The organism is Micromonospora sp. AB353, from assembly GCF_049538395.1.
GTDB lineage: Bacteria > Actinomycetota > Actinomycetes > Mycobacteriales > Micromonosporaceae > Micromonospora > Micromonospora aurantiaca.
On sequence record NZ_JBMVFV010000039.1, the window covers coordinates 1 to 21677 of the forward strand.

Genomic DNA, 21677 nt, shown 5'->3' on the forward strand with positions numbered 1-21677 from the left:
GTCGTGCAGGCGCTGCCGTTGAGCGTGAACGAGGCGGGCCTACCGGTGTTGCCGGTGTGGGTGGCCTGGAAGCCGATGTCCACCGAGCCGCCCGGCGGGATCGACGCGTTGTAGGAGACGTTGCGGGCGCTCACCGTGCCGCTGGACGGGCTGTACGTCGCGTTCCAGCCTCCGGTGATCGTCTGGCCGGCAGGAAGCGTGAACGCGAGGTTCCAGCCGTTGATCGCCGTGGTGGACGTGTTGGTGATGGTCACCGCGGCGGTCAGGCCGTTGTTCCAGGCGTTCACCACGTACCCGATCCGGCAGGCCCCCGACGGCGGCGGCGTGGTCGGCGGCGGCGTGGTCGGCGGCGCCGTGGTGGGCGGCGCGGTCGTCGGGGGCGCGGTGGTCGGGGGCGCGGTCGTCGGGGGCGCGGTGGAGTCCAGGCCGAAGAAGCGGATCGCCTGGGCCGCGTCCACCGGCAGGTTGTGCGTGACGCCCTGCATGCTGATCGCCTCGACGGTCGCGGTGCCGCCGGTGCCGCCGTAGCGGGTACGGGTGTAGCCGGGCTGCGGACTGTCCGTGTACGCGGGCGTCTGGCTCAGCCCGTTCACGTTCGTCCACTGGTCGATCTCCTCGCCGAAGTTCGGGTAGCGCAGCGTCTCGTCGTTCGTGCCGTGCCAGAGCTGCATCCGCGGACGCGGGCCGGTGTAGCCCGGGTACGCGTTGCGCACCAGGTCACCCCACTGCTGCGGGGTCTTCAGCACCTGGCCGTTGGCGCACTCGCTGTTCCACTCCGAGCCGTTCGTGGTGGCGAAGCAGCCGAACGGCACACCGGCGAACGCGGCGCCGGCCCGGAACACGTCCGGGTAGTCGCCGAGCAGCACGTTCGTCATCATCGCGCCGGACGAGGTGCCGGTGGTGAAGATCCGCTGCGAGTCGACCGGGTAGCGCTGCCGCACGTAGTCCACCATCGACTTGATGCCCACCGGGTCGCTGCCGCCGTCGCGGCGCAGCGCCTGCGGCGAGGACACGTCGAAGCACTTGCTGCTGCGCGTCACCGACGGGTAGACCACGATGTAGCCGTACCGGTCGGCGAGCGACGCGAACTGGGTGCCGGAGTACATGGCCGGGCCGCTGCCGGTGCAGTAGTGGTTCACCACGAGCAGCCCGGGTCGGGCCGCGACCGTGTCCGGGACGTAGAGGTACATGCGCAGGTTGCTCGGGTTGGCGCCGAAGTTCGTCACCTCGGTCAGCGCGGCGGCCGAGGCCGGCCCGGGGACGGCGAGCGCCGCTCCGACGGCGAGCCCGGCGGCGGCGAGCGCCGCGCCGAGCAGCCGGAGTCTGCTCATTCTGGACAGCATGCTGTTCTCCTCGGTGGTGGGAACGCCGCACGGGGCGGCGTCCTCGCCGGCGAGGCGCCTGCGACGGGCGGCCCGGACCCTCGGAGACGAGATAGACAGTCGCGGATCTATGCGACTCGAATCGGAGTCTAGGCTCCGCCCGGCGGGCCGACAACCGCCGCGGCCACCCGGCGGGCGCGGTCCGCATGGGTGAGTACGTCCACGCTGTCCACGTACTGGTCCACCGCGCCCACCGGCGGCCGGTCGCGCAGTTCCGGGTCGGTGATCGCGGCGCGCAGCGTCTCGACGAACCGGCCGGCGTGCACCACCAGGAACGGCCGGTTGTGGAACGGCCGCGCGGCCGGATCCACCGGCGGTGCCAGCGCCGCATCGTTCGTCCAGCCGGCGACCGTCTCCAGCGCCCGGACCAGGCCGGGCTGCCGGGCCGCCCAGTCGCCCGGGCCGAGCGCGGCGGCGAGCCCGTCCACCACCGGCGCCGCTCGCGGCAGCGCCGCGAACACCGTGCCGAGCCACTTCGCGTACGGGGGCCAGCGGCGGTGCAGCAGCAGGCCGAGGCGCATCAGATCCCGGGCCAGCCCGCCGACCACGACCCGGCTGCCGAGTTCGTCGCCGACCTCGGCGCACCGGCCGGCCAGGTGCTCGGCCTGCGCGACCCGCTGCCATCCGGCGGCCAGCACGTGCCGCCACACGTCGTCCGGATACCAGGCGAGCCGGGCGCGGACGGCGGTGAGCGCGCCGCCGAGCCCGTCGTGGAACACCGCTCCCCCGGTCAGCTCGGCCAGCCGCTGCGTCGGCGTCGCCATCCAGTCCGCCGTCGTCAGTCCGGCGCGCGGGTCGGCGCCGAGCCGCTCCCGCAGCCACCCGCCCAGCTCGTCCACCGGAACGCCGTGCCGGTCGCCGTCGGCGTGGACCGTGCCGAGCCGCGCCGCCGGGCCGCCCGCGTACCGGGTCGGCCAGCCGAGGAACCGCGCCGGCAACTCCGCGTCCAGCGCCGCCCGTACCGGCGCCACGTCGTGCGCGCTGCCCACGAAGACCTGGGTACGCGGACCCCAGTCGTGGTCGGTGGAGCGGGGCGTGTCGAGGCCGAGCAGCTCGGAGCCGCCGTCGAGCAGACCGGCGGCGTACGGCAGGCCGGGCAGCCGCCGCGCCAGCAGCGGACCCACCACCTCGTCGTGGAACCGGCGGGCCAGGGTCAGGCCGGGTACGAAGCTCACCCCTCAGTCTGCTCATGCCACGCCCGTCGCGCGCCCGGGTTTCCGCCTCCGGCGGTCGCCTCCCCCATCGCGTCACAGGGCTGTGGAAGGCTTGTCGCCGTGGCACACCGACAGCCGATCCTCCTGATCGACTCCCCCAGCCTCTACTTCCGCGCCTACTTCGGCATCCCCGAGTCGGCCGCGAAGACCGGCGACGGCCAGCCCGTCAACGCCGTGCGCGGCTTCCTCGACATGCTCGCCCAGCTCGTGCGCACCCGCCGGCCCGACCGGATGATCTGCGCGATGGACCACGACTGGCGGCCGGCGTGGCGGGTCGAGCTGCTGCCGTCGTATAAGGCGCACCGGGTCGCGCCCGAGGGCGGCGAGGTCGTGCCGGACACACTGTCCCCGCAGGTGCCGATGATCCTGGAGGTGCTGGACGCGCTCGGCATCCCGGCCGTGGGCGCCACCGGCTACGAGGCCGACGACGTGCTCGGCACGCTCGCGGTGACCCAGCCGGGCCCGGTCGAGGTGGTCTCCGGCGACCGCGACCTGTTCCAGCTCGTCGACGACGCGCACCCGGTACGGCTGCTCTACGTCGGCCGGGGCGTGGCCAAGCTGGACGACTGCGACGACGCGGCGGTCCGCACCCGCTACGGCGTGCCCGCCGACCGGTACGCCGACTTCGCGGCGCTGCGCGGCGACCCCAGCGACGGGCTGCCCGGCGTCGCCGGCGTCGGCGAGAAGACGGCCGCCCGGCTGATCGACCGCTACGGCGGGCTCGACGGCATCCTGGCCGCGCTCGACGACCCGCGCTCCGGTTTCGCGCCGGGGCTGCGGGCCAAGCTCGACGCCGCCCGCGACTACCTGGCCGTGGCGCCGAAGGTGGTCCGGGTCGCCACCGACGTGCCGCTGCCCGAGCTGGACCCGGCACTGCCGACGTCTCCCGCCGACCCGGACCGGCTGCTGGAGCTGGCGCAGCGCTGGAATCTGGCCGGCTCGTGCCGCCGCCTCGTCGACGCGCTGGCCGGCGACCGATCGTGATCAGTTGATCACGAGGGGCGGTCGGTGCTCCGGCGGGTCGGGAACTGGGCGCCGGGCTGCGCCAGCGTCGAGCGGGCACGCAGGCCGACCGGGTCCGGCGCGGGTTCGGCGGCGGCCGCGTACGGAGCCTCGTCGAGCCGCGAACTGACATACGCGGCCCCGGCCCGGTCGTCGTCCGACGGCGCGGCGAGCAGCGCGTAGACGAGCCCGACCACGCCGAAGACCACTGCCAGCACGATCGGCACCAGCAGTCCGCTCACCTCGGTGCCGGACGCCGGGCCGCGGCTCTCGTGCAGGTGCACCGACAGCGCGCTCATGCCGGTGAAGTGCATACCGTTCACCGCGATGCCCATGACCAGCGCCGAGGCGGCGATGGCCAGCCCGCGCCGGACGGTCATCGCCAGCCAGAGCGCGACGGTGGCGGCCACGATCGCGATGACCACCGACAGCGTCACCCGCAGCGGGTCGTAGCCGAACGAGCCGTCCAGGCGCATCGCGGCCATGCCGGTGTAGTGCATGGCCGCCACGCCGGCGCCGGTGAAGAACCCGCCGGCGAGCAGCCGGGGCGCGGCGAGCCGGCCGGTGCCCACGATCGCCAGCCCGATGCCGACCGCCGCCACCGCGATCGCCGTGCTGGCGGCCGTCAGCGGCACGTCGTAGCGGATCCGGGTGCCGCCGACGGCGAAGCCGAGCATCGCCATGAAGTGCATGGCCCAGATGGCGGTGCCGCCCAGCGCCCACGCGGCCAGCAGGCCCCACCAGGCACGCTGGCCGGCGCTGGTGGCGGTCCGGATCCGCCCGGCGCAGACCAGGCCGAGTGCCGAGCCGAGCACCGACAACGCGTAGCTGAGCGCGGGTGTGATCCACCCGTACTCAAAGTGATTGATCTCGCCCACGACGCCCTTCCCTCACCATCGGCCGAGCGCGGTCCACGGCGCCCCGGGGCAATGATCGGGCAGGCCCTGACCAGGGCATGCATCGGCCCCCCGACAATTCGCCCGGTGGCAGCGCCGTGACGCAGCGGTGCGTCGATTCCCGGCGGCCGGTGACCGAAAGTGACCCTATGCGGAGGCGTGGTACGCCAGCACGCCCCGGTTGACCGCCGCGATGGCCTGCCGGGCGGTGCCGCGCAGTTCGGCCGAGGCGCCACCCGAGTCGGCGACCTGCCCGAGCAGGTCGACCACCTGGCGCGCCCAGCGGACGAAGTCGCCCGCCGGCATCTCCCCGTCGATCTGGTGGCCGCTCGCAAGCACCTTCGCCAGCGCCTCGCCGCGCGCCCACCGGTAGATCGGCCAGGCGAAGCCGAGATCCGGTTCCCGGGTCACGGCCAGGCCGCGTGCCGCCTCGTCCGCCTCGATGTCGCCCCACAGCTTGAGCGTCTCGTCGACCGCGTCGGCCACCGCGCCGCGCGGCAGCGACGCCCGCTCGTCGACGTCCCGCCGGGCCTCGAAGACCACCACCGACACGGCGGCGGCCAGCTCGGCCGGGGACAGGCCGTCCCACACCCGGCGGCGCAGGCACTCGGCCACCAGCAGGTCCGCCTCGGTCCAGATCCGGGCCAGCATCCGCCCGGCGTCAGTGACCTCGCCGTCGGCGGCCAGGTAACCGCGCGCGGTCAGCAACGCGACGATCCGGTCGAAGGTACGGGCCAGCGAGCCGGTCCGCCCGGACACCCGCTCGCGCAGCTCCTCGGTGTCGCGTTCCAGCCGGCGCCGCCGCTCCGCCCAGCGGGCGTGCTCCTCCCGGTCCGGGCAGGCGTGACACGGGTGCGCGCGCAGCTCGACGCGCAGCTGGCTGAGCCGGTGGTCCTCCCCCGCCGCCTGCCGGGACCGGCCGCCCCGCCGGCCGCCGTGCCGGTCCAGGCCGGTGCCGCTGACCGCGGCAGCCAGATCCCGCCGGGCCGCCGGCGAGCGGTGGTTGAAGTGCTTCGGCACCCGGATCCGGGTGAGCACCTCGGCCGGTGTGGTGAAGTCACCGGGGGTGACCCGCCCGGCCCAGCGGTCCTGGGTGAGCACCAGCGGCCGGGGCTCGCCGAACCCGCCGGTGGCCGGGTCCAGCACCACCGCCAGGCCGGCCCGCCGCCCGGACGGCACCCGGATCACGTCACCGACCCGCAGCCGCTCCAGCGAGGCGACCGCCGCCGCCTTGCGCTGGGTCTGGCCCTGCCGGGCGATGGCGCGCTCCCGGTCGGCGATCGCCATCCGCAGCGCGAAGTACTCGTCGAAGTCGCCGTGGTGGCAGGCGGCCTCCGCGCCGTACGCCTCGATCGTCTCGGTGTTGCGCTGCACCTGCCGGGCCAGGCCGACCACCGACCGGTCGGCCTGGAACTGCGCGAACGAGGACTCCAGCAGCTCCCGGGCCGGCGCCGCGCCGACGCTGCCGACCAGGTTGACGGCCATGTTGTACGAGGGCCGGAAGCTGGAACGCAGCGGGTAGGTGCGGGTGGAGGCGAGCCCGGCCACGTGCCGGGGGTCGGTCTCCGGCGACCAGACGACCACCGCGTGGCCCTCCACGTCGATGCCCCGGCGGCCCGCCCGGCCGGTGAGCTGCGTGTACTCGCCGGGGGTGAGGTCGACGTGGGCCTCGCCGTTGAACTTCACCAGGCGTTCCAGCACCACGCAGCGGGCCGGCATGTTGATGCCCAGCGCGAGCGTCTCGGTGGCGAAGACGGCCTTGACCAGCCCGCGGACGAACAGCTCCTCGACGACCTCCTTGAACGCGGGCAGCATGCCGGCGTGGTGGGCGGCCAGGCCGCGCTCCAGGCCGTCGAGCCACTCCCAGTAGCCGAGCACGGACAGGTCCTCGCCGGGGATGGCGGTGACCCTCGACTCCACCACCCGGCGGATCTCGGCGCGTTCGTCAGGGGAGGTCAGGCGCAGCCCGGCGGCGAGGCACTGCTGCACGGCGGCGTCGCAGCCGGCCCGGCTGAAGATGAACAGGATGGCCGGGAGCAGCCCCTCCCGGTCGAGCCGGTCGACGATGTCCGGGCGCATCGGGCCGCGCCAGCGGGGTCCGCGCCGCCCGCCGCCGGGGCCGGCGCTGCGGCCCTCGCCCAGCTCCAGCCGGCGCATCGTGTCCCGGGTGTAGCGCAGCAGCTCGGGGTGCACGTCGTGCTTGCGGGCCGCGTCGGCGTCGTGGAACAGGTCGAACATCCGCTTGCCGACGAGCATGTGCTGCCACAGCGGCACCGGGCGGTGCTCGGAGACCACCACCGCGGTCTCGCCGCGCACGGTGACCAGCCAGTCCGCGAACTCCTCGGCGTTGGAGACGGTGGCCGACAGCGACACGAGCGTGACCGACTCGGGCAGGTGGATGATCACCTCTTCCCAGACCCCGCCGCGGAACCGGTCGGCCAGGTAGTGGACCTCGTCCATCACCACGTACGCCAGGCCCTCCAGGGTGGCCGAGCCGGCGTAGAGCATGTTGCGCAGCACCTCGGTGGTCATCACCACCACCGGCGCGTCGCCGTTTATCGCGTTGTCGCCGGTGAGCAGGCCGACCTGCTCGGCGCCGTAGCGGTCCACCAGGTCGTGGTACTTCTGGTTCGACAGCGCCTTGATCGGCGTGGTGTAGAAGCACTTGCGCCGGGTCGTGGGCGCGTCGCCGCCGGGCCGGCCGCGCAGCGCCAGGTGCACCGCGAACTCACCCACCACGGTCTTACCGGCGCCGGTGGGCGCGCACACGAGCACGCCGCTGCCCCGCTCCAGCGCCTCGCACGCCTCGCGCTGGAAGTCGTCGAGATCGAACCCGAGATCCAGGGAGAATTCGTCCAGGGCCGGGAAGGCGGAGGCCTGCGCGGCCCGGCGGCGCGCCGCGGCGTACCGCTCGGCGGGACTCGACATGGATCCAAGATTAATCGGTGCTGCCGAGGAGTACCGGTCAAGGCCATCCGGCAGGACGGTCGGAGCGGTCGGTAGGGTGCACGACGTGCCGGACCGTACCGAACTGCCCCACGTCTCGAACGGCGCCGACGACGCCGTCCGCCCGGGCCCGTCCCGCCGGCCCGTGGAGGCGGTGCTCTTCGACTTCCACGGCACTCTCGCCCAGGTGGAGGAGCCGCTGGCCTGGGTGCTCGCCGCCGCGGCCGCCTGCGGCATCGAACTGGACCGCATCCGGGCCACCTCACTGGCCGACCGTCTACTCACCGCCGGGCGCGCCGGCGGTCCGCTGCCGGCGCGGGTGCCGCCCCGGCTGGCCGAGCTGTGGGCCGACCGGGATCTCTACCCGCACGCGCACCGGGGCGCGTACACCGGGCTGGCCGAGACCGTGGACACCGGCATCGACGGGTTCGCCGACGCGCTCTACGAGCGGGTGCTGGTGCCCGAGGGCTGGGTGCCGTACCCGGACACCGCTCCCGTGCTGGGTGCGCTGCGCTCCGCCGGGGTGAAGGTGGCGGTGGTCAGCAACATCGGTTTCGACCTGCGGCCGCTGTTCGCCGCCTGGGATCTCGACGGGCTCGTCGACGCGTACGCGCTGTCGTACGAGGTGGGGCGCTGCAAGCCGGACCCGGGCATCTTCCTGCGGGCCTGCGGGATGCTCGGCGTCGACCCGGAGCGCACGCTCATGGTGGGTGACACCCCGGCCGACGCGGGCGCGGTGGCCGCCGGGTGCGGGGTGCTGGTGCTGCCCTGTGCCGACGCGGGCCGCCCGAACGGGCTCGGCGCGGTGCTCGACCTGGCCGGGGCCGCCTGAGCACACCCCCAGCGGCGCGAACCCGTCGCGGCGCACCGGATACCGTCAGGGGCATGACCGGTGTCCACCCCTTGCCGCCGCGTGCGCCGGGACGGCTCGGCGGGGTCGCGCTGGTTCTCGGCGGGGCGCTGTCGGTGCAGTTCGGCTCCGCGCTGGCCGCGCTGCTGTTCCCCCGTACCGGGGTGGCCGGGGCGGTGACGCTGCGGTTGACCATCGGCGCGCTGCTGATGCTCGTGGTCTGCCGACCCCGGGTACGCGGGTACGGACGTCGCGACTGGGCGGCGGTGCTGGCGTTCGGGCTGGCCCTGGCCGGCATGAACTCGATCTTCTACCAGGCGATCGAGCGGATCCCGCTCGGCCCGGCCGTCACCCTGGAGGTGCTCGGCCCGCTGGCGCTGTCGGTGATCGCCGCGCGCCGGGTGGCCGCCTGGTGCTGGGCCGCGCTGGCGCTGGCCGGTGTGGTCCTGCTCGGCCAGGGCGGGTTCGACCGGCTCGACCCGGTCGGCGCCGCGCTGGCGCTGACGGCGGGCGCCATGTGGGCGGCGTACATCGTCTGCTCGGCGCGGATCGGCGCGCGGTTCCCCGGCGCGGACGGGCTGGCGCTCGCGCTGACCGTCGCCGCGCTGCTGACGCTGCCGTTCGGGCTGGCCGACGGCGGCGGCCGCCTCGCCGACCCGGTGGTGCTGGGGCTCGGTACCGGACTGGCGCTGCTCGCCTCGGTGCTGCCGTACAGCCTGGAGCTGGCCGCGTTGCGGCGGCTGCCGACAGCGACGTTCGCGGTGATGATGAGTCTCGGTCCGGCGATCGCCGCCGTGGCCGGCTGGCTGGTGCTCGGCCAGGCGTTGCGGCCGGTCGAGGTGCTCGCCATCGCGCTCGTGGTCGCCGCGAGCGCCGGCGCGGTCCGCGCCGCCGCGCCGCCGCCTTCGCCCGCGCCGCCCTCGCCCGCGCCGCCGGCCGTTCCCGGCGTGCCGTCTGAGGCGGACCCGGCGGCGGTCAGCGCAGCAGCCGCAGCGCCGCCGGCGCGGCCGTGACTGTCACCGGCAGGTCGAGGGAGCGTTCCCCGTCGGCGTACGTGGTGATGCCCTCGGCGGCCAGCTCCACCGTCCGCGCCCGGTAGACGCGCGCCAGTGGGTGCGTCACGTGGGTGCCCTGGTAGATCTGCGGCTTGACCCGCATCAGCGTGCGCCTGTCGAACCGGCCGCCCACCACCACGTCCAGCAGGCCGTCGTGCGGGTCGGCGTCCGGGCAGATCCGCATGCCGCCGCCGTAGCTGGCCGTGTTCCCCACCGCGACGAGCACCGCGTCGATCTCCTGCGCCACCCCGTCGAGGACCAGCCGGTAGCGGCGCGGCCGCAGCCGGGCCAGCTCCACCACGATCGCCAGGTCGTACCGGCGCGGGCCGCGCGGCCAGCGCATCCGGTTCGCGCGTTCGTTGACGATCGCGTCGAAGCCGGCCGCGAGGACCGCGCCGAACCAGCGGTCGGCCACGCCGGGCCGGGACAGCCGCGCCAGGTCCACCGGCCGGGAGCGGCCGGCGGCGAGCGCCGCCGTGATCACCTCGACCGCGGCGATCGGGTCGGTCGGGAAGCCGGTCTCCAGCGCGAAGTCGTTGCCGGTGCCCGCCGGGACCGGCCCGAACGGCACATCGGTGCCGGCGACCGCCTGCATCGCCCGGTGCACGGTGCCGTCGCCGCCCACCGCGACGAGCGCCCCGGCGCCGCCGGCGACCGCGGCGTGGCACGCCGCCTCCGCCTCCTCGGGGGTACGCGCGCGTAGCAGCTCGACCGGGCGGCCCGCTCCGGCGAGGCGCTCCAGGACCCCGGGCAGCAGACCGCGGTGCCGCCCCCTGCCCGCTGTCGGGTTGGCGAGCACGGCGACGGGGCCGGGCGGGACATGATCGTGCGCGGTCACGGCGAGCACCGTACGGCACGGCTCAGGCCGCCCACCAGAGCCAGGTCACACGGCGGGTGGGCGGCACACGCCGACGGCGCCCGGCAGGGGGTGCCGGGCGCCGTGGCGGGGGTGGTTCAGGGGAGGTCGATCGGGCGCAGCACCCGGTCCACCGCGTGGGCGATCTGCTTGTTGCCCTTGTTGATGTCGTACCGCACCACCTTGGCGTTGCGGTCGCTGGTGTCGGCGTCGACCAGGCGCACCTCGCGGCCGTACCAGCAGCGCTTCACGTCCACCTCGACGGTGGCGCCGAGCGCGGTGGTCAGGTCCGCGCCGTCGGCCTTCAGCGCCGCCTTCCGGTCGATCGTCGCGCCGGGCACGACGTGGTAGAGCAGGACGTCCTCCACGGTGTCCACGCCCAGGCCGGCGACCGCGTCGAACGCGGCCTTCTCGCCGGGCAGCTTCTTCGCGGCGGTGATGTCCCGCACCAGCTCGCGGAACGCGTAGTCGTTCGGCACGAACGCGGTCAGCGCGACGGTGCCGTCGGTGAGCACCTTCACCGGCGAGTCCGGCTTGGCCTGGAGCACCGTGAGGACCGCCTTGGTGAGGACGTCGAAGTCCCGCGAGTTGTGGTCGAAGCCGCTCTTGTCGGCGGTGAGCACGGCGGCCAGCGACCGCGTACCCGGCTGCTTGGCGCCGGCCTGGGCGGGCACGGCGACGGCGGTGGTGGCCACCGCCGCCGCGGTGGCGCCCACGGCCAGCCGGGCGGCGAGACGAGCGATGTTCATCGGGGAGCCTTTCGTCGAAGCGACCAGGTCCGTGACTGTCGTCACGACCATTGCTTCGCCCGCACCGTCCCCGGTGGATGCAGCCGGATCGACGCGTTTTCGCGGCCGCCTCAGCGCACCACCAGCCGCTTGCTCACCGACGGCACACCGTCGCCCTTGACCTTCAGCGACCAGTCCCCCGCCGCACCGAGCGTCACCACCGTCTCGGCGGTGCCGTTGGCCTCGGCCTTCATCTCGGCGACCCGCTTGCCGTCGGGGTTGAGCACGTACAGCGTCCGCGCCCCGGCGGTCTTGTTCGTCACCTTGAACGCGAGCTTCTCGCCCGGCTCCGCGATCAGTGCGTCCACACCGGTCATCGCGTCGTCGGTCAGCTCGATCGTCACCGACCGGTCGTAGGCCACCTCGGCCGCGGCGCTGGCCAGGTTGCCGTCGTCCGACACGGTGATCTTCGTACGCACGCCGTCGCCCTGCCGGCCGGGCTTGCAGGCCACCTCGTACGTGCCGGTCTGCAGCGACGCGCGCAGGTCACCGGTGCGGCCCGCCGGCACGTCCGCGACCTCGGCGATCACCTTGGTGAAGGCGTCGCCCTCCCGGCCGTAGACGTAGACCCCGGTGGCCTGCCGGCCCCGGTTGGTCACGGTGAAGGTGACGGTGCCCGGGGTGAACAGCGTGGTGGTGACCTCGCAACTGGTGTCGGTGGCGGTCACCGGCACCTGCTGGCCCTTCGGCGCGGGCTCGTCGTCACCGCAGGCGGTGAGCGCGGTGGCCGCGCAGAGGACGGTCAGGACGGCGGCGGTACGGCTCTTCATCGGGTTCTCCGGAGCGCAGGTCAGACGGGCTGACCGGAACGGGGCGCCGACGCACCCCGGCACACCGCCCGGGGGGCTCGGCGGAGTCAGCAGAGTCTAAGCGGGTACGGCGTCCCGGCAAGGCCCGAGGGCGACCGAAGTGCGGCCCCGGCCGGCGGTGGTCCGCGCGCGGGGCATGATGGCGGCATGCGGCTGGTCTCCCTGCTCCCCTCCGCCACCGAGATCGTGTACGCGCTCGGCCTCGGCGACGACCTGGTCGGCGTCACGTTCGAGTGCGAGGTGCCCGCGTCGTACCGGTCGGGCACCACAGTGGTCGTCGGCGGCCGGGACACCCGGGGCATGAGTCCCGGCGACATCGACGCGTACGTCCGGGCGCAGGTCGCGGCCGGCGCCGACCTCTACACGCTGCACGCCGGGGCGCTGGCCGGGCTCGACCCGGACCTCATCCTCACCCAGGATCTGTGCCGGGTCTGCGCGCTGCCCTCGGGCCGGGTCGCCGACGCGGTGGAGCACCTGGGGTGCCGGGCCGACGTGCTGTCGCTCGACCCGTACACCCTGGACGACGTGCTGGAGTCGATCCGGGCGGTCGGCGCGGCGGCCCGGGTGCCGGACCGCGCGGAGGCCCTCGTCGACGGTCTGCGGGCCCGGCTCGCGGCGGTGCGCGCGGCGGTGGCGGGCCGGCCCCGGCCACGGGTCGCGGTGGTCGAGTGGGTCGACCCGCCGTTCGGCGCCGGGCACTGGATCCCCGACCTGGTCGACGTCGCCGGCGGCGAGCCGGTCGCCGCCCATCGCGGCGTCCGGTCCACGCCGACCACCTGGGCGGCGCTGCGGGCCGCCCGTCCCGAGGTGGTGCTGGTGGCGCCGTGCGGGTTCCGCCTCGACGGCGCGGCCGAGCAGGCCGCCGCGGTGGCCGGGCACTTCCCCGACGCGCAGGTGTGGGCGCTGGACGCGGACGGGCTGATCGTGCGCGTCGGCCCGCGCCTGGTCGACGGCGCCGAGACGATAGCCGCCATCCTGCACCCCCATTCCGTCTCCCCACCTCACCCCACAGCAGCCCGCCGCCTCCCCTGACCCACCGCCCCGCCCGGCGATCTTGCAGTTTCGGCCCAGAAAGAGGGTGCATATCGGGCACCGGAGGGGCGCAGAATCCAAGACCGACGTGGGATGCGGTGGGGTGCCGGAGAGCTCGGCAGGGCTGCTGTGGAAACGCGGACGCCGTCCCCGTGAGGTGGGGACGGCGTCCGGCGGTGAACGGGATCGGTCAGGTCATGTCGTCGTAGCGGCGCTCGATCGGCTTCGGGGCGACGATCGGCTCGGGTGCGCCGATCGGCTCGGACGCCTCGATCCGGCCACCGGTGGGCACCGGCTCGTCCGACAGGTCCAGCGGTGACACCTCGTCGTCGGCGATGCCGGCGTAGGCCTCACGCCCGCGGCCGCGCCGCCTGTCGTTGAGGAACGCCACCCCCACGGCGGCGAAGTAGAGCGCGCAGAGGCAGATCGCCAGCGCGGTCATGCCGAACGGGTCGGGTGTCGGCGTGACCACCGCGGCGAACGCGAAGAACACGAACACCGCCACCCGCCACCAGCTGAGCAGCCGCTTGGCGCTGGCCAGGCCGACGAAGTTGAGCATCAGCACGATCAGCGGGAACTCGAACGCCACCCCGAACAGCAGGATCAGGTTCGTGACGAACGAGATGTAGCGGGTCACCTCGAGGTTGGTCGCGATGTCGTCGCCGGAGACGTTGAGCAGGAACTCCAGTCCCTTGGTGGTGACGAAGAACGCCAGCACCGCGCCGGCCGCGAACAGCGGGGCCGCCAGAGCGGTGAAGACGTACGCGTACCGCCGCTCGTGCCGGTGCAGACCGGGCGCGATGAACGCCCAGAGCTGGTAGAGCCAGACCGGCGCCGCGATGATCAGACCGACCCAGAGACCGATCTTCAGATTCAGCAGGAAGACGTCGGCGACGCCGAGCTGCACGAACAGGCACTTGCCGGTTTCCGGATCGATCGACTGCGGCAGGTCGCAGTAGGGCTTCGACAGCAACACCCGGACCGGCGTGGCCAGCCAGATGCCGAAGCCGAAGCCGACCAGGATCGCCAGCGATGCGCGGAACAGCCGGTTACGCAGCTCACGGATGTGCTCGATGAGCGTCATCGAGCCGTCGGCGGCCCGCGCGAAGTTGCTCGGGCCGCGCTTCTTCAACCCGAAGGCCACGGTGATTGAGGCCCTCTCGGATCAGTTCTCGCGGACGCGCTGCACCGGGTCGGCCGGCGGGGCCACGGGCTGCTGCGGCTGCGGCGCGTACGGCTGCTGCTGGGCGTACTGCTGCTGGCCCTGCACGTACGGCTGCCCCTGCACGGGCTGCTGCGGCTGAAGCGGCTGGTAGCCGGCCTGCGCGTCGGCCTTCTCGGCGAGATCGCGGTCGTCGTCGTGCAGGCTCTTGGTCTCCGCCTTGATGATCCGCAGCGAACGGCCCAGCGAGCGGGCCGCGTCGGGGAGCCGCTTCGCGCCGAACAGCAGGATCAGCACGACCACGAGTACGGCGATGTGCCACGGCTTGAGGGCACCCATGGGAAGCTCCAGTCGCTCTGTGTCGGTGAGGGGTGAGTCGTCGCCCATCGTACGTGTGTCGCAGCGGCTTGCCACCCCCGCGGGCCTGCTCGTGCGGGCCCGATCGGTGAAGTTTCGACCAACCCGAAGTGTCCCGTCAACCGTCCAGGTCCGCGCATTCCTGCGCGTAACCGCCCGGGAACGCGCAGGCGACGCTCACCGGGGCGACAGCCGTCGATCAGTCGCCGCGCTTGGCCTTGATCAACGTGATCCGCTCCTGCGCGAGCGCCGCCCGCTCCTGGAGCGACTCGGCCCGCGCCTGCAACTGCTCGGCGGCCGACCGCAGCGACTCGGCCTCGCCCGCCCGGCGCTGCAACGCCAGCGCGGAACGGCGCAGCCCCGGCAGGCGGCTCACCACCGGACGGATCGCCAGGGCCAGTACGACCAGCGCGAACACCACGACCCCGAGCACGATCCACGTCACCACGGCGGTCAGCCTATCGGGTGACGCCGGCGGCCGCCGGGTCGGCGCTGCCGGCCGGGGTGGCGTACGCGTCGAGCGCGGCCACGGCCTGGGCGCGTACCTGCTCGGCCAGCTCGGCCGGGGCCACCACGGTCACCTCCGGGCCGAGCCCGAGCACGAACCGCCGGGCCCACCCGAGGTCGGTGACGCGCAGCGACACCACCCACTGCTCGCCGTCCGCCTCGACCCGCTCGCACGGATAGTATTCGGTGATCCACCGCTCGCCCCGGCCGATCCGCAGCGTGATCAGCGGCAGGTCGGCCGACGGGCGGAACACGCCGTCGCTGAGATCGTGCGGGCGGGCCTGCGGCGGCACGACCGCCTGCTCCGGCAGCTCGGTCACCGCGTCGATCCGGTCCGCCCGGAACAGCCGCACCGCCTCGGCGCGGCGGCACCACGCCTCCACGTACGCCCGGCCGCCGACCATCAGCATCCGCAGCGGGTCGATGGTGCGTTCGGTGGTCTCGTCCCGCGCCGCCGTGTAGTAGGTGATCCGCAGCGCCCGGCCGCGCTCGACGGCGGCGCGCAGCTCGCGTACCCGTGCGCTGTCGCCGGGAAGACGGACCTCGACCGGCGCGCCGGCCAGGTCACCGGCGGCGTTCTCGATCTTGGCGAGTGCCCGCTCGACCGCCTCCCGGTTGGCCACGCCCGGCGTCTCGGCGATCATCCGCAGCGCCACCACCAGGGCCAGGGCCTCGTCCGGGGTGAGCCGCAGCGGCCGGTCGATGCCGGCGTCGTAGGTGATGGTCACCCGGTCGCCGTCGAACGCCATGTCGATCAGGTCGCCGGGGCCGTAGCCGGGCAGCCCGCACACCCAGAGCAGTTCCAGGTCCTCCCGGAGCTGCTTCTCGGTCACCCCGAGGTCGTGCGCCGCCTCGGCGATCTCGATGCCGGGGCGGGCCAGCAGGTAGGGCACCAGGTTGAGCAGCCGGGCCAGCCGGTCGGCGGAGGCACGGCCCGCGCGGGCCGCCGGGCGGGTCACCGGGCACCCCCGGCCACTGCCAGCTCGTCGTGGCGGGCGGCGACCTCCTTGAGGCGCTGGATGACCGCCTCCCGCACCTCAGGTGGCTCCAGCACGCGCACGTCCGGGCCGTACCCGACGATCTGACCGGCCAGGTAGTCGGCGTCGGCGTACGGCAGCACCAGCCGGTCGCCGTCCGGGCCGGCCTGGCACTCCACCGCCCAGCGGCGCAGCCCGGCGGCGCGGCCCGGCGTGGCCAGCACGGTGGCCCGGCCGGTGCGCTCCACCGGCCCGGACCAGCGGGCCACGTGGCTGATCAGGTCGACCCCGGCGGGCGGCTCGTAGGCGCCCGGCTCACCCGTCGCCCGGACCGTGCCGACCACCCGGGACAGCCGGAAGCAGCGGGTCGCCGCCCGGTCCAGGTCGTGGCCGACGACGTACCACCGGCCGCGCCAGCACACCACGCCCCACGGCTGCACCCGGCGGCGGGTGGGCGCGTCGCGATCCGGCACCCGGTAGTCGAAGCTGACCTCGCGGCGGTCCCGCGCGGCGGCGGTGAGCGGCGCGAACGCCGGGTCGACGGTCACCATCGGCTCCAGGCCCAGCGTGGCCTGCGGGTCGACGTCGATGCCGGCGGCGCGCAGCTTCGCCAGCCCGGACGACGCGGCGGCGGCCAGCCCGGCGTGCTGCCACAGCCGGGCGGCGATGCCCACCGCGGCGGCCTCGTCCGGTTCGAGCGGGATGTCGGGCAAGGCGTACGCGCGCGGCGCGATCCGGTAACCCGGCTCGGCGTCGAAGACGCTCGCCGTGCCGGTCTCCAGCGGCACCCCCAGCTCACGCAGCTCGGCCTTGTCGCGCTCGAACTTGCGCTGGAACGCCTCGTGGTCCTTGGCGTCGTCCGGGTCGTGCTCGTAGCCGGGCACGGTCGCGGCGATCTGCGCGGCGGTCAGGAAGCGTCGCGTCGACAGCAGGCAGATCACCAGGTTGACCAGGCGTTCGGTACGGGTCCGGGACACGGCCCAAACGCTAGCAGCCCGCACGACGGGCGCGGGCACCCGCGCGGCGCGGCGCGGGGGTCTTCCCGTCCGGCGGGGGCATCGGCCGGTCATAGGGTGATCGCATGGCGGAACCGGAGGTCAAGACCGAGAGCGTCGGCACGGTCGTGGTGGCCGGCGCGGCGAACCTCGCCATCGCCGTCGCGAAGCTGGTCGCGGGCCTGATCTCGGGCTCCGCGGCGATGCTCTCCGAGGCCGCCCACTCGCTCGCCGACACCACCACCGAGGTGCTGCTCTACCTGGCGCTGCGCCGCGGCGCGCGGCCCGCCGACACCCGGCACCCCTTCGGGTACGGCAAGGAGAGCTACGTCTGGGCGTTCCTCGCCGCGCTGTTCACCTTCGTCGCCGGGGCTGGCTTCGCCATCACGCACGGCGTCACCACCATCCTGGTGCACGAGCACAGCGGCGAGTACCTCGTCGCGTACGTGGTGCTGGCGGTCTCCTTCGCGATCGAGTCGGTGTCGCTGGCCCGGGCGGTCCGGCAGGTGCGCGGCGAGTCGCGTCGCTGGGGCACCACCCCGCGCCGCTACCTGCGCCTGACCGCCGACACCACCGTCAAGGCCGTCTTCCTGGAGGACAGCGCCGCGCTGATCGGCCTGCTGATCGCCGCCGGCGGGCTCACCCTGTCGCACCTGACCGGCGACGAGCTGTACGACGGCATCGCCTCGATCCTCATCGGCGTGCTGCTGCTGGTGGTCGCCGTCGTGCTGGCCCGCAGCAACATCTCGCTGCTGGTCGGCCGCTCCGTCTCCGACCGGCTGCACCGGCGGATCGAACGCGAACTGGCCGACGTGCCGACGGTGGACCGGATCGACACGCTGATGACCATGTTCCTCGGCCCGGACGACATCCTCGTCGCCGCCAAGGTCGACTTCCGCGACGACGCCACCGGCGCCGACATCGAGGCCGCCGCCGACGAGGCCGAACGCCGGCTCACCGGCCACTTCCCGGAGATCGCGTACGTCTTCCTCGACCCCACCCGGTCCCGCGCCGCCGGCCGGCCCGCCCGCACCACCCAGGACGAGGCCGGCCGCCCGGTCGACGACCCGGACGCCTGACCCGCCCGGCGCCCGTCCCGGCGGCGGCCGATACCGTGCACCGCATGGTGCGATGGCGGTCCGGCACGGTCACGACGGTACGGCGACGGTGGACCGGCGCCGTCGAACTCGACGTCGACCTGCCCGACGGCACCAGGCTGCGCGCCCTGGCCTACCCGGCCCTGGTCGGCGAGCCGGAACCCGGCGACCGGGTGCTCCTCAACGCCGGCGCGCTGCTGATGGGCCTCGGCACCGGCGGCTACGCGCTGGTCGTGGCGCTGCCCGACCGGCTGCCCCCGGACCCGCCGCTGGCCGGCGACAGCCGCGACGCCGGTCACCTGGTCAAGGCCCGCTACACGCCGCTGCAACCGATCCTGCTCGGCGTGGACGAGGAAGCCTCACCGCACCACGACCGGCTCGCCGCCGCGGACACCGTCGACGGCATGCCGGTGGTCACCGCCGACCTGCACTCCGGGCTGCCGGCGATCCTGGCCGGGGTACGCGCCGACGCGCCCGACGCCCGCGTCGCGTACGTGCTGACCGACGGCGGGGCGCTGCCGGCCTGGTTCTCCCGCACCCTGGCCGGGCTGGCCGGGCACCTCGTGGGCACGGTGAGCGTGGGCCAGGCGTTCGGCGGCGACCTGGAGGCGAGCACGCTGCACAGCGGCCTGCTCGCCGCCCGGCACGTGCTCGACGCCGACCTGACGATCGTCGCCCAGGGGCCGGGCAACCTCGGCACCGGCACCCGATGGGGCTTCTCCGGCGTCGCCGTCGGCGAGGCGGTGAACGCGATCGCCACGCTGGGCGGGCGCCCGGTCGGCTCGCTGCGCATCTCCGACGCCGACGCCCGGCCCCGGCACCGTGGCGTCTCCCACCACAGCCTGACCGCGTACGGCCGGGTCGCGCTGGCCCCCGCGGAGCTGGTCGTGCCGGACGGCCTCGACCCCGGCCTGGCCGCGGAGGTCGCCGCGGCGCTGACGCCGCTGGCCGACCGGCACCGGATCGTCACCGTGTCCACCGACGGCCTGGACGCGGCGCTGCGGGCAAGTCCGGTCGGCCTGTCCACGATGGGCCGGGGCCTGGACGCCGACCACGCCTACTTCCTGGCCGCGGCCGCCGCCGGCCGGTACGCGGCGGGCCTGCTGACCTGACCGGCGCGGCGCTCAGCCGAGGAAGAGGATCAGCCCGAGCCAGGCGCCCACGATCAGCGCCAGCGCCACCGCCAGCACCCACGTCGGCACCGTGTAGTCGCCGCGCCTGTTGCGCTCGATCTCGGCGCGGATCTTCTCCCGCCGACGGTCGATCCAGTTGAGCTTCTCGGTGCCGTCACGGTCCGAGGACGTCTCGCGGCCGGGCCCACCGGCGGATTCGGAAGTGTTCATCGCGACGCCAGCGTACCCGTGGGCGGGCGGCCGGTGCCGGGCACCGGCCGCCCGCACGATCACATGCTGGCGATCAGCCGTTCCACCCGCTCGTCGTAGGCCCGGAACGGGTCCTTGCACAGCACCGTGCGCTGCGCCTGGTCGTTCAGCTTCAGGTGCACCCAGTCCACGGTGAAGTCGCGCCGCTTCTCCTGGGCATGACGGATGAACTCGCCGCGCAGCCGCGCCCGGGTCGTCTGCGGCGGCGTCTCCTTCGCCTCGAAGATCTCCGGGTCGGTCGCCACCCGGTCCACCTCGCGGCGGCGCTCCAGCAGCCCGTACAGGCCGCGCCCGCGCCGCAGGTCGTGGTAGGCCAGGTCCATCTGCGCCACCCGCGGGTGCGACAGCGGCAGATCGTGCTTGCGCTGGTAACGCTCGATCAGCTTCAGCTTCGTGACCCAGTCGATCTCCCGGGCCACCGGGTCCAGGTCGCCGGTCTCGACCGCGCGCAGCACCCGGCCCCACAGGTCGACCACCCGCTTCGCGGTCTGGTCGCCGCCCCGGCGCTCCACGAACTCCGTGGCCTTGGCCAGGTATTCCTGCTGGATCTCCAGCGCCGAGACCTCCTTGCCGGAGGCCAGCCGCACCTTGCGCCGGCCGGTGATGTCGTGCGACACCTCGCGGATGGCCCGGATCGGGTTCTCCAGCGTCAGGTCACGCATCACCACGCCGGCCTCGATCATCCGCAGCACGATGTCGGCCGTGCCGACCTTCAGCAGCGTGGTGACCTCGTTCATGTTCGAGTCACCGACGATCACGTGCAGCCGGCGGTAGCGCTCCGCGTCCGCGTGCGGCTCGTCCCGGGTGTTGATGATCGGCCGGCTGCGGGTGGTCGCCGACGAGACGCCCTCCCAGATGTGCTCGGCCCGCTGGGACAGGCAGTAGACCGCGCCGCGCGGCGTCTGCAGCACCTTGCCCGCACCGCAGATCAACTGCCGGGTGACCAGGAACGGGATGAGCACGTCGGCCAGCCGGCCGAACTCGCCGTGCCGGGACACCAGGTAGTTCTCGTGGCAGCCGTACGAGTTGCCGGCCGAGTCGGTGTTGTTCTTGAACAGGTAGATCTCGCCCGCGATGCCCTCGTCGTGCAGCCGCTTCTCCGCGTCGACGAGCAGCCCTTCCAGGATCCGTTCACCGGCCCGGTCGTGGGCCACCAGGTCGGTCACCGAGTCGCACTCCGGAGTCGCGTACTCCGGGTGCGAACCGACGTCGAGATAGAGGCGGGCACCGTTGCGGAGGAACACGTTGCTCGACCGGCCCCACGACACCACCCGCCGGAACAGGTACCGCGCGACCTCGTCGGGGGACAGTCGGCGTTGCCCGCGATAGGTGCAGGTGACGCCGTACTCGGTTTCGAGGCCGAAGATTCGCCGCTCCATGATGAGACATTAGCCGCCCGGAGCCTCCGATGGGCAGCGCCGACGCTCGCCGCTTGCGATCTCCCCCACCGGATCGGGGAGGTGGCGGGCTCCGTACACGGAAGACCCCGCCACCTCGGCGAGGTGGCGGGGTCCGCGAGCGCGGATCTCACTCGGCGGGCTTGTCCTCCGCGTTGCCCTCCAGATCGGCCGAACCCGCCGACGTGGTCGGCTTCTTCGCCTCCTCCGTCGGCACCGTCGGCGTCTTCGCCCGGCCCGGCGCCGGCGCGGTGTCGGCCTCGGCATCGCCCTCCAGCAGCGCGGTCAGCGCGGCGCCGGTCACCCGCCGGAACGTACGCCCCACCCGGCGCCGGTCCAGGACCGCCACCTCCAGCTGGTTCGCGGCGATCGTGCGGGCCGCACCACCCTCGCCGCCGACGCTGCTCAGCGCCTTCATGGCGGCGCGGACCGCCTCCGACAGCGACATCTCCGGCCGGTGCTCGTTCTTCAGCACCCCGCTGATCGCCTCGGCCTGGCCACCCATCGCCATCCGGCCCGGCTCGTCGTTCACCGAGCCGTCGTAGGTCACCCGGTAGAGGGAGTCGTCCTCGGCGGTCGCGCCCACCTCGGCCACGCAGATCTCCACCTCGAACGGCTTCGACTGCTCCGTGAAGATCGCGCCGAGCGTCTGCGCGTACGCGTTCGCCAGGGCCAGGCCGGTCACGTCCCGGCGGTCGTAGCTCAGCCCGTTGAGGTCGGCCATCCGCACGCCCGCGCGGCGCAGGTTCTCGAACTCGTTGTACCGGCCGACAGCGGCGAAGCCGATCCGGTCGTAGATCTCGCTGACCTTGTGCAGCGTGCTGGACAGGTTCTCGGCGACGAAGAGCACCCCGCCCGCGTAGCTCAGGACCACCGCGCTGCGGCCCCGGGCGATGCCCTTGCGGGCCAACTCGGAGCGGTCGCGCATGATCTGCTCGGGCGAGGCGTAGAACTGCATGGCCACGGCGGCGGT

General features: G+C 74.1%; 21 protein-coding genes. 6 read left to right on the forward strand and 15 right to left on the reverse strand.

What is annotated here, in order from left to right; all coding sequences use genetic code 11:
- Together ACPCK6_RS17325 and ACPCK6_RS17330 are read right to left on the reverse strand one after the other, a co-directional pair.
- A partial coding sequence (locus tag ACPCK6_RS17325; protein WP_423481629.1) for an extracellular catalytic domain type 1 short-chain-length polyhydroxyalkanoate depolymerase occupies positions 1-1343 on the reverse strand: 1343 nt, incomplete at its 3' end.
- Positions 1344-1471: 128 nt separating this feature from the next.
- Complete coding sequence (locus ACPCK6_RS17330; RefSeq protein ID WP_423481630.1) at positions 1472-2557, reverse strand: DUF4037 domain-containing protein; 1086 nt, start codon at positions 2555-2557, stop codon at positions 1472-1474.
- A gap of 99 nt (positions 2558-2656) precedes the next feature.
- On the opposite strand from ACPCK6_RS17330, the gene ACPCK6_RS17335 reads away from it, so the two are divergent.
- Complete coding sequence (locus ACPCK6_RS17335) at positions 2657-3580, forward strand: 5'-3' exonuclease (protein ID WP_318333984.1); 924 nt, start codon at positions 2657-2659, stop codon at positions 3578-3580.
- Positions 3581-3588: 8 nt separating this feature from the next.
- Here ACPCK6_RS17335 and ACPCK6_RS17340 read toward each other — a convergent pair whose 3' ends face one another.
- Both ACPCK6_RS17340 and ACPCK6_RS17345 read right to left on the reverse strand, forming a co-directional pair.
- Positions 3589-4476, reverse strand: a complete 888-nt coding sequence (locus ACPCK6_RS17340; RefSeq protein WP_396883275.1) for an MHYT domain-containing protein — start codon at positions 4474-4476, stop codon at positions 3589-3591.
- Between the two features lie 165 nt (positions 4477-4641).
- Positions 4642-7422, reverse strand: a complete 2781-nt coding sequence (locus tag ACPCK6_RS17345; RefSeq protein WP_423481631.1) for a DEAD/DEAH box helicase — start codon at positions 7420-7422, stop codon at positions 4642-4644.
- Between the two features lie 85 nt (positions 7423-7507).
- Here ACPCK6_RS17345 and ACPCK6_RS17350 point away from each other — a divergent pair, with 85 nt between their 5' ends.
- Positions 7508-8272: an HAD family hydrolase gene (locus ACPCK6_RS17350; protein WP_423481632.1), complete on the forward strand. Its 765-nt coding sequence runs from the start codon at positions 7508-7510 to the stop codon at positions 8270-8272.
- A 53-nt stretch (positions 8273-8325) separates the two neighbouring features.
- The gene (locus ACPCK6_RS17355) at positions 8326-9303 is read left to right on the forward strand and encodes an EamA family transporter (protein ID WP_423481633.1); all 978 of its coding nucleotides are present in this window, start codon (positions 8326-8328) and stop codon (positions 9301-9303) included.
- On the opposite strand, the gene ACPCK6_RS17360 is transcribed toward ACPCK6_RS17355, so the two are convergent.
- The 3 genes from ACPCK6_RS17360 to ACPCK6_RS17370 all read right to left on the reverse strand — a co-directional run bounded on the left by ACPCK6_RS17360 (position 9266) and on the right by ACPCK6_RS17370 (position 11759).
- Positions 9266-10192, reverse strand: a complete 927-nt coding sequence (locus ACPCK6_RS17360) for a diacylglycerol kinase family protein (RefSeq protein WP_423481634.1) — start codon at positions 10190-10192, stop codon at positions 9266-9268. The two genes, ACPCK6_RS17355 and ACPCK6_RS17360, sit on opposite strands and share 38 nt — an antisense overlap.
- A gap of 107 nt (positions 10193-10299) precedes the next feature.
- On the reverse strand, positions 10300-10950 hold the full coding sequence (locus tag ACPCK6_RS17365) for a fasciclin domain-containing protein (RefSeq protein ID WP_318333980.1): 651 nt from the start codon (positions 10948-10950) through the stop codon (positions 10300-10302).
- A 110-nt stretch (positions 10951-11060) separates the two neighbouring features.
- Entirely contained in the window at positions 11061-11759 is a 699-nt protein-coding gene (locus ACPCK6_RS17370) for a hypothetical protein (RefSeq protein WP_030504060.1), read from the reverse strand.
- Positions 11760-11945: 186 nt separating this feature from the next.
- Between ACPCK6_RS17370 and ACPCK6_RS17375 the strand changes: the two genes are divergently transcribed.
- Entirely contained in the window at positions 11946-12830 is an 885-nt protein-coding gene (locus ACPCK6_RS17375; protein ID WP_423481635.1) for an ABC transporter substrate-binding protein, read from the forward strand.
- Between the two features lie 190 nt (positions 12831-13020).
- Here the strand turns inward: ACPCK6_RS17375 and tatC are convergent, their stop codons facing one another.
- From tatC to ACPCK6_RS17400, 5 genes are all read right to left on the reverse strand, one after another.
- Positions 13021-13974, reverse strand: a complete 954-nt coding sequence (tatC, locus tag ACPCK6_RS17380) for a twin-arginine translocase subunit TatC (protein WP_318333978.1) — start codon at positions 13972-13974, stop codon at positions 13021-13023.
- A 21-nt stretch (positions 13975-13995) separates the two neighbouring features.
- Positions 13996-14331 carry a Sec-independent protein translocase subunit TatA gene (gene tatA, locus ACPCK6_RS17385; protein WP_318333977.1) on the reverse strand — a complete coding sequence of 112 codons (336 nt, stop codon included), beginning with the start codon at positions 14329-14331 and terminating at the stop codon, positions 13996-13998.
- A gap of 217 nt (positions 14332-14548) precedes the next feature.
- Positions 14549-14797 carry a hypothetical protein gene (locus ACPCK6_RS17390; RefSeq protein WP_135239965.1) on the reverse strand — a complete coding sequence of 83 codons (249 nt, stop codon included), beginning with the start codon at positions 14795-14797 and terminating at the stop codon, positions 14549-14551.
- 10 nt (positions 14798-14807) lie between these two features.
- Positions 14808-15815, reverse strand: a complete 1008-nt coding sequence (locus tag ACPCK6_RS17395; protein ID WP_135239964.1) for a helix-turn-helix transcriptional regulator — start codon at positions 15813-15815, stop codon at positions 14808-14810.
- Entirely contained in the window at positions 15812-16810 is a 999-nt protein-coding gene (locus tag ACPCK6_RS17400; protein WP_396883269.1) for a helix-turn-helix transcriptional regulator, read from the reverse strand. The genes ACPCK6_RS17395 and ACPCK6_RS17400 overlap by 4 nt, the downstream gene beginning before the upstream one ends.
- Before the next feature lie 104 nt (positions 16811-16914).
- Here ACPCK6_RS17400 and ACPCK6_RS17405 point away from each other — a divergent pair, with 104 nt between their 5' ends.
- A complete protein-coding gene (locus ACPCK6_RS17405) occupies positions 16915-17907 on the forward strand; it encodes a cation diffusion facilitator family transporter (RefSeq protein ID WP_396883268.1) in 993 nt (330 codons plus the stop codon).
- 44 nt (positions 17908-17951) lie between these two features.
- Positions 17952-19037, forward strand: a complete 1086-nt coding sequence (locus ACPCK6_RS17410) for a DUF3866 family protein (protein ID WP_423481636.1) — start codon at positions 17952-17954, stop codon at positions 19035-19037.
- Between the two features lie 12 nt (positions 19038-19049).
- Here the strand turns inward: ACPCK6_RS17410 and ACPCK6_RS17415 are convergent, their stop codons facing one another.
- The 3 genes from ACPCK6_RS17415 to prcA all read right to left on the reverse strand — a co-directional run bounded on the left by ACPCK6_RS17415 (position 19050) and on the right by prcA (position 21668).
- Positions 19050-19268: a hypothetical protein gene (locus ACPCK6_RS17415; RefSeq protein ID WP_262016167.1), complete on the reverse strand. Its 219-nt coding sequence runs from the start codon at positions 19266-19268 to the stop codon at positions 19050-19052.
- A 59-nt stretch (positions 19269-19327) separates the two neighbouring features.
- The gene (gene pafA, locus ACPCK6_RS17420; protein ID WP_013286109.1) at positions 19328-20686 is read right to left on the reverse strand and encodes a Pup--protein ligase; all 1359 of its coding nucleotides are present in this window, start codon (positions 20684-20686) and stop codon (positions 19328-19330) included.
- A gap of 148 nt (positions 20687-20834) precedes the next feature.
- Positions 20835-21668, reverse strand: a complete 834-nt coding sequence (gene prcA, locus ACPCK6_RS17425; RefSeq protein WP_318333971.1) for a proteasome subunit alpha — start codon at positions 21666-21668, stop codon at positions 20835-20837.
- Between the last annotated feature and the right edge of the window lie 9 nt (positions 21669-21677).

Bases quoted from the DNA above. Each gene is read 5' to 3' on its own strand.
- ACPCK6_RS17345 (WP_423481631.1), bottom strand. From the start codon at position 7,422: ATGTCGAGTCCCGCCGAGCGGTACGCCGCGGCGCGCCGCCGGGCCGCG.
- ACPCK6_RS17355 (WP_423481633.1), top strand. From the start codon at position 8,326: ATGACCGGTGTCCACCCCTTGCCGCCGCGTGCGCCGGGACGGCTCGGC.
- ACPCK6_RS17365 (WP_318333980.1), bottom strand. From the start codon at position 10,950: ATGAACATCGCTCGTCTCGCCGCCCGGCTGGCCGTGGGCGCCACCGCG.
- ACPCK6_RS17370 (WP_030504060.1), bottom strand. From the start codon at position 11,759: ATGAAGAGCCGTACCGCCGCCGTCCTGACCGTCCTCTGCGCGGCCACC.
- ACPCK6_RS17375 (WP_423481635.1), top strand. From the start codon at position 11,946: ATGCGGCTGGTCTCCCTGCTCCCCTCCGCCACCGAGATCGTGTACGCG.
- tatA (WP_318333977.1), bottom strand. From the start codon at position 14,331: ATGGGTGCCCTCAAGCCGTGGCACATCGCCGTACTCGTGGTCGTGCTG.
- ACPCK6_RS17405 (WP_396883268.1), top strand. From the start codon at position 16,915: ATGGCGGAACCGGAGGTCAAGACCGAGAGCGTCGGCACGGTCGTGGTG.
- ACPCK6_RS17410 (WP_423481636.1), top strand. From the start codon at position 17,952: ATGGTGCGATGGCGGTCCGGCACGGTCACGACGGTACGGCGACGGTGG.
- ACPCK6_RS17415 (WP_262016167.1), bottom strand. From the start codon at position 19,268: ATGAACACTTCCGAATCCGCCGGTGGGCCCGGCCGCGAGACGTCCTCG.
- pafA (WP_013286109.1), bottom strand. From the start codon at position 20,686: ATGGAGCGGCGAATCTTCGGCCTCGAAACCGAGTACGGCGTCACCTGC.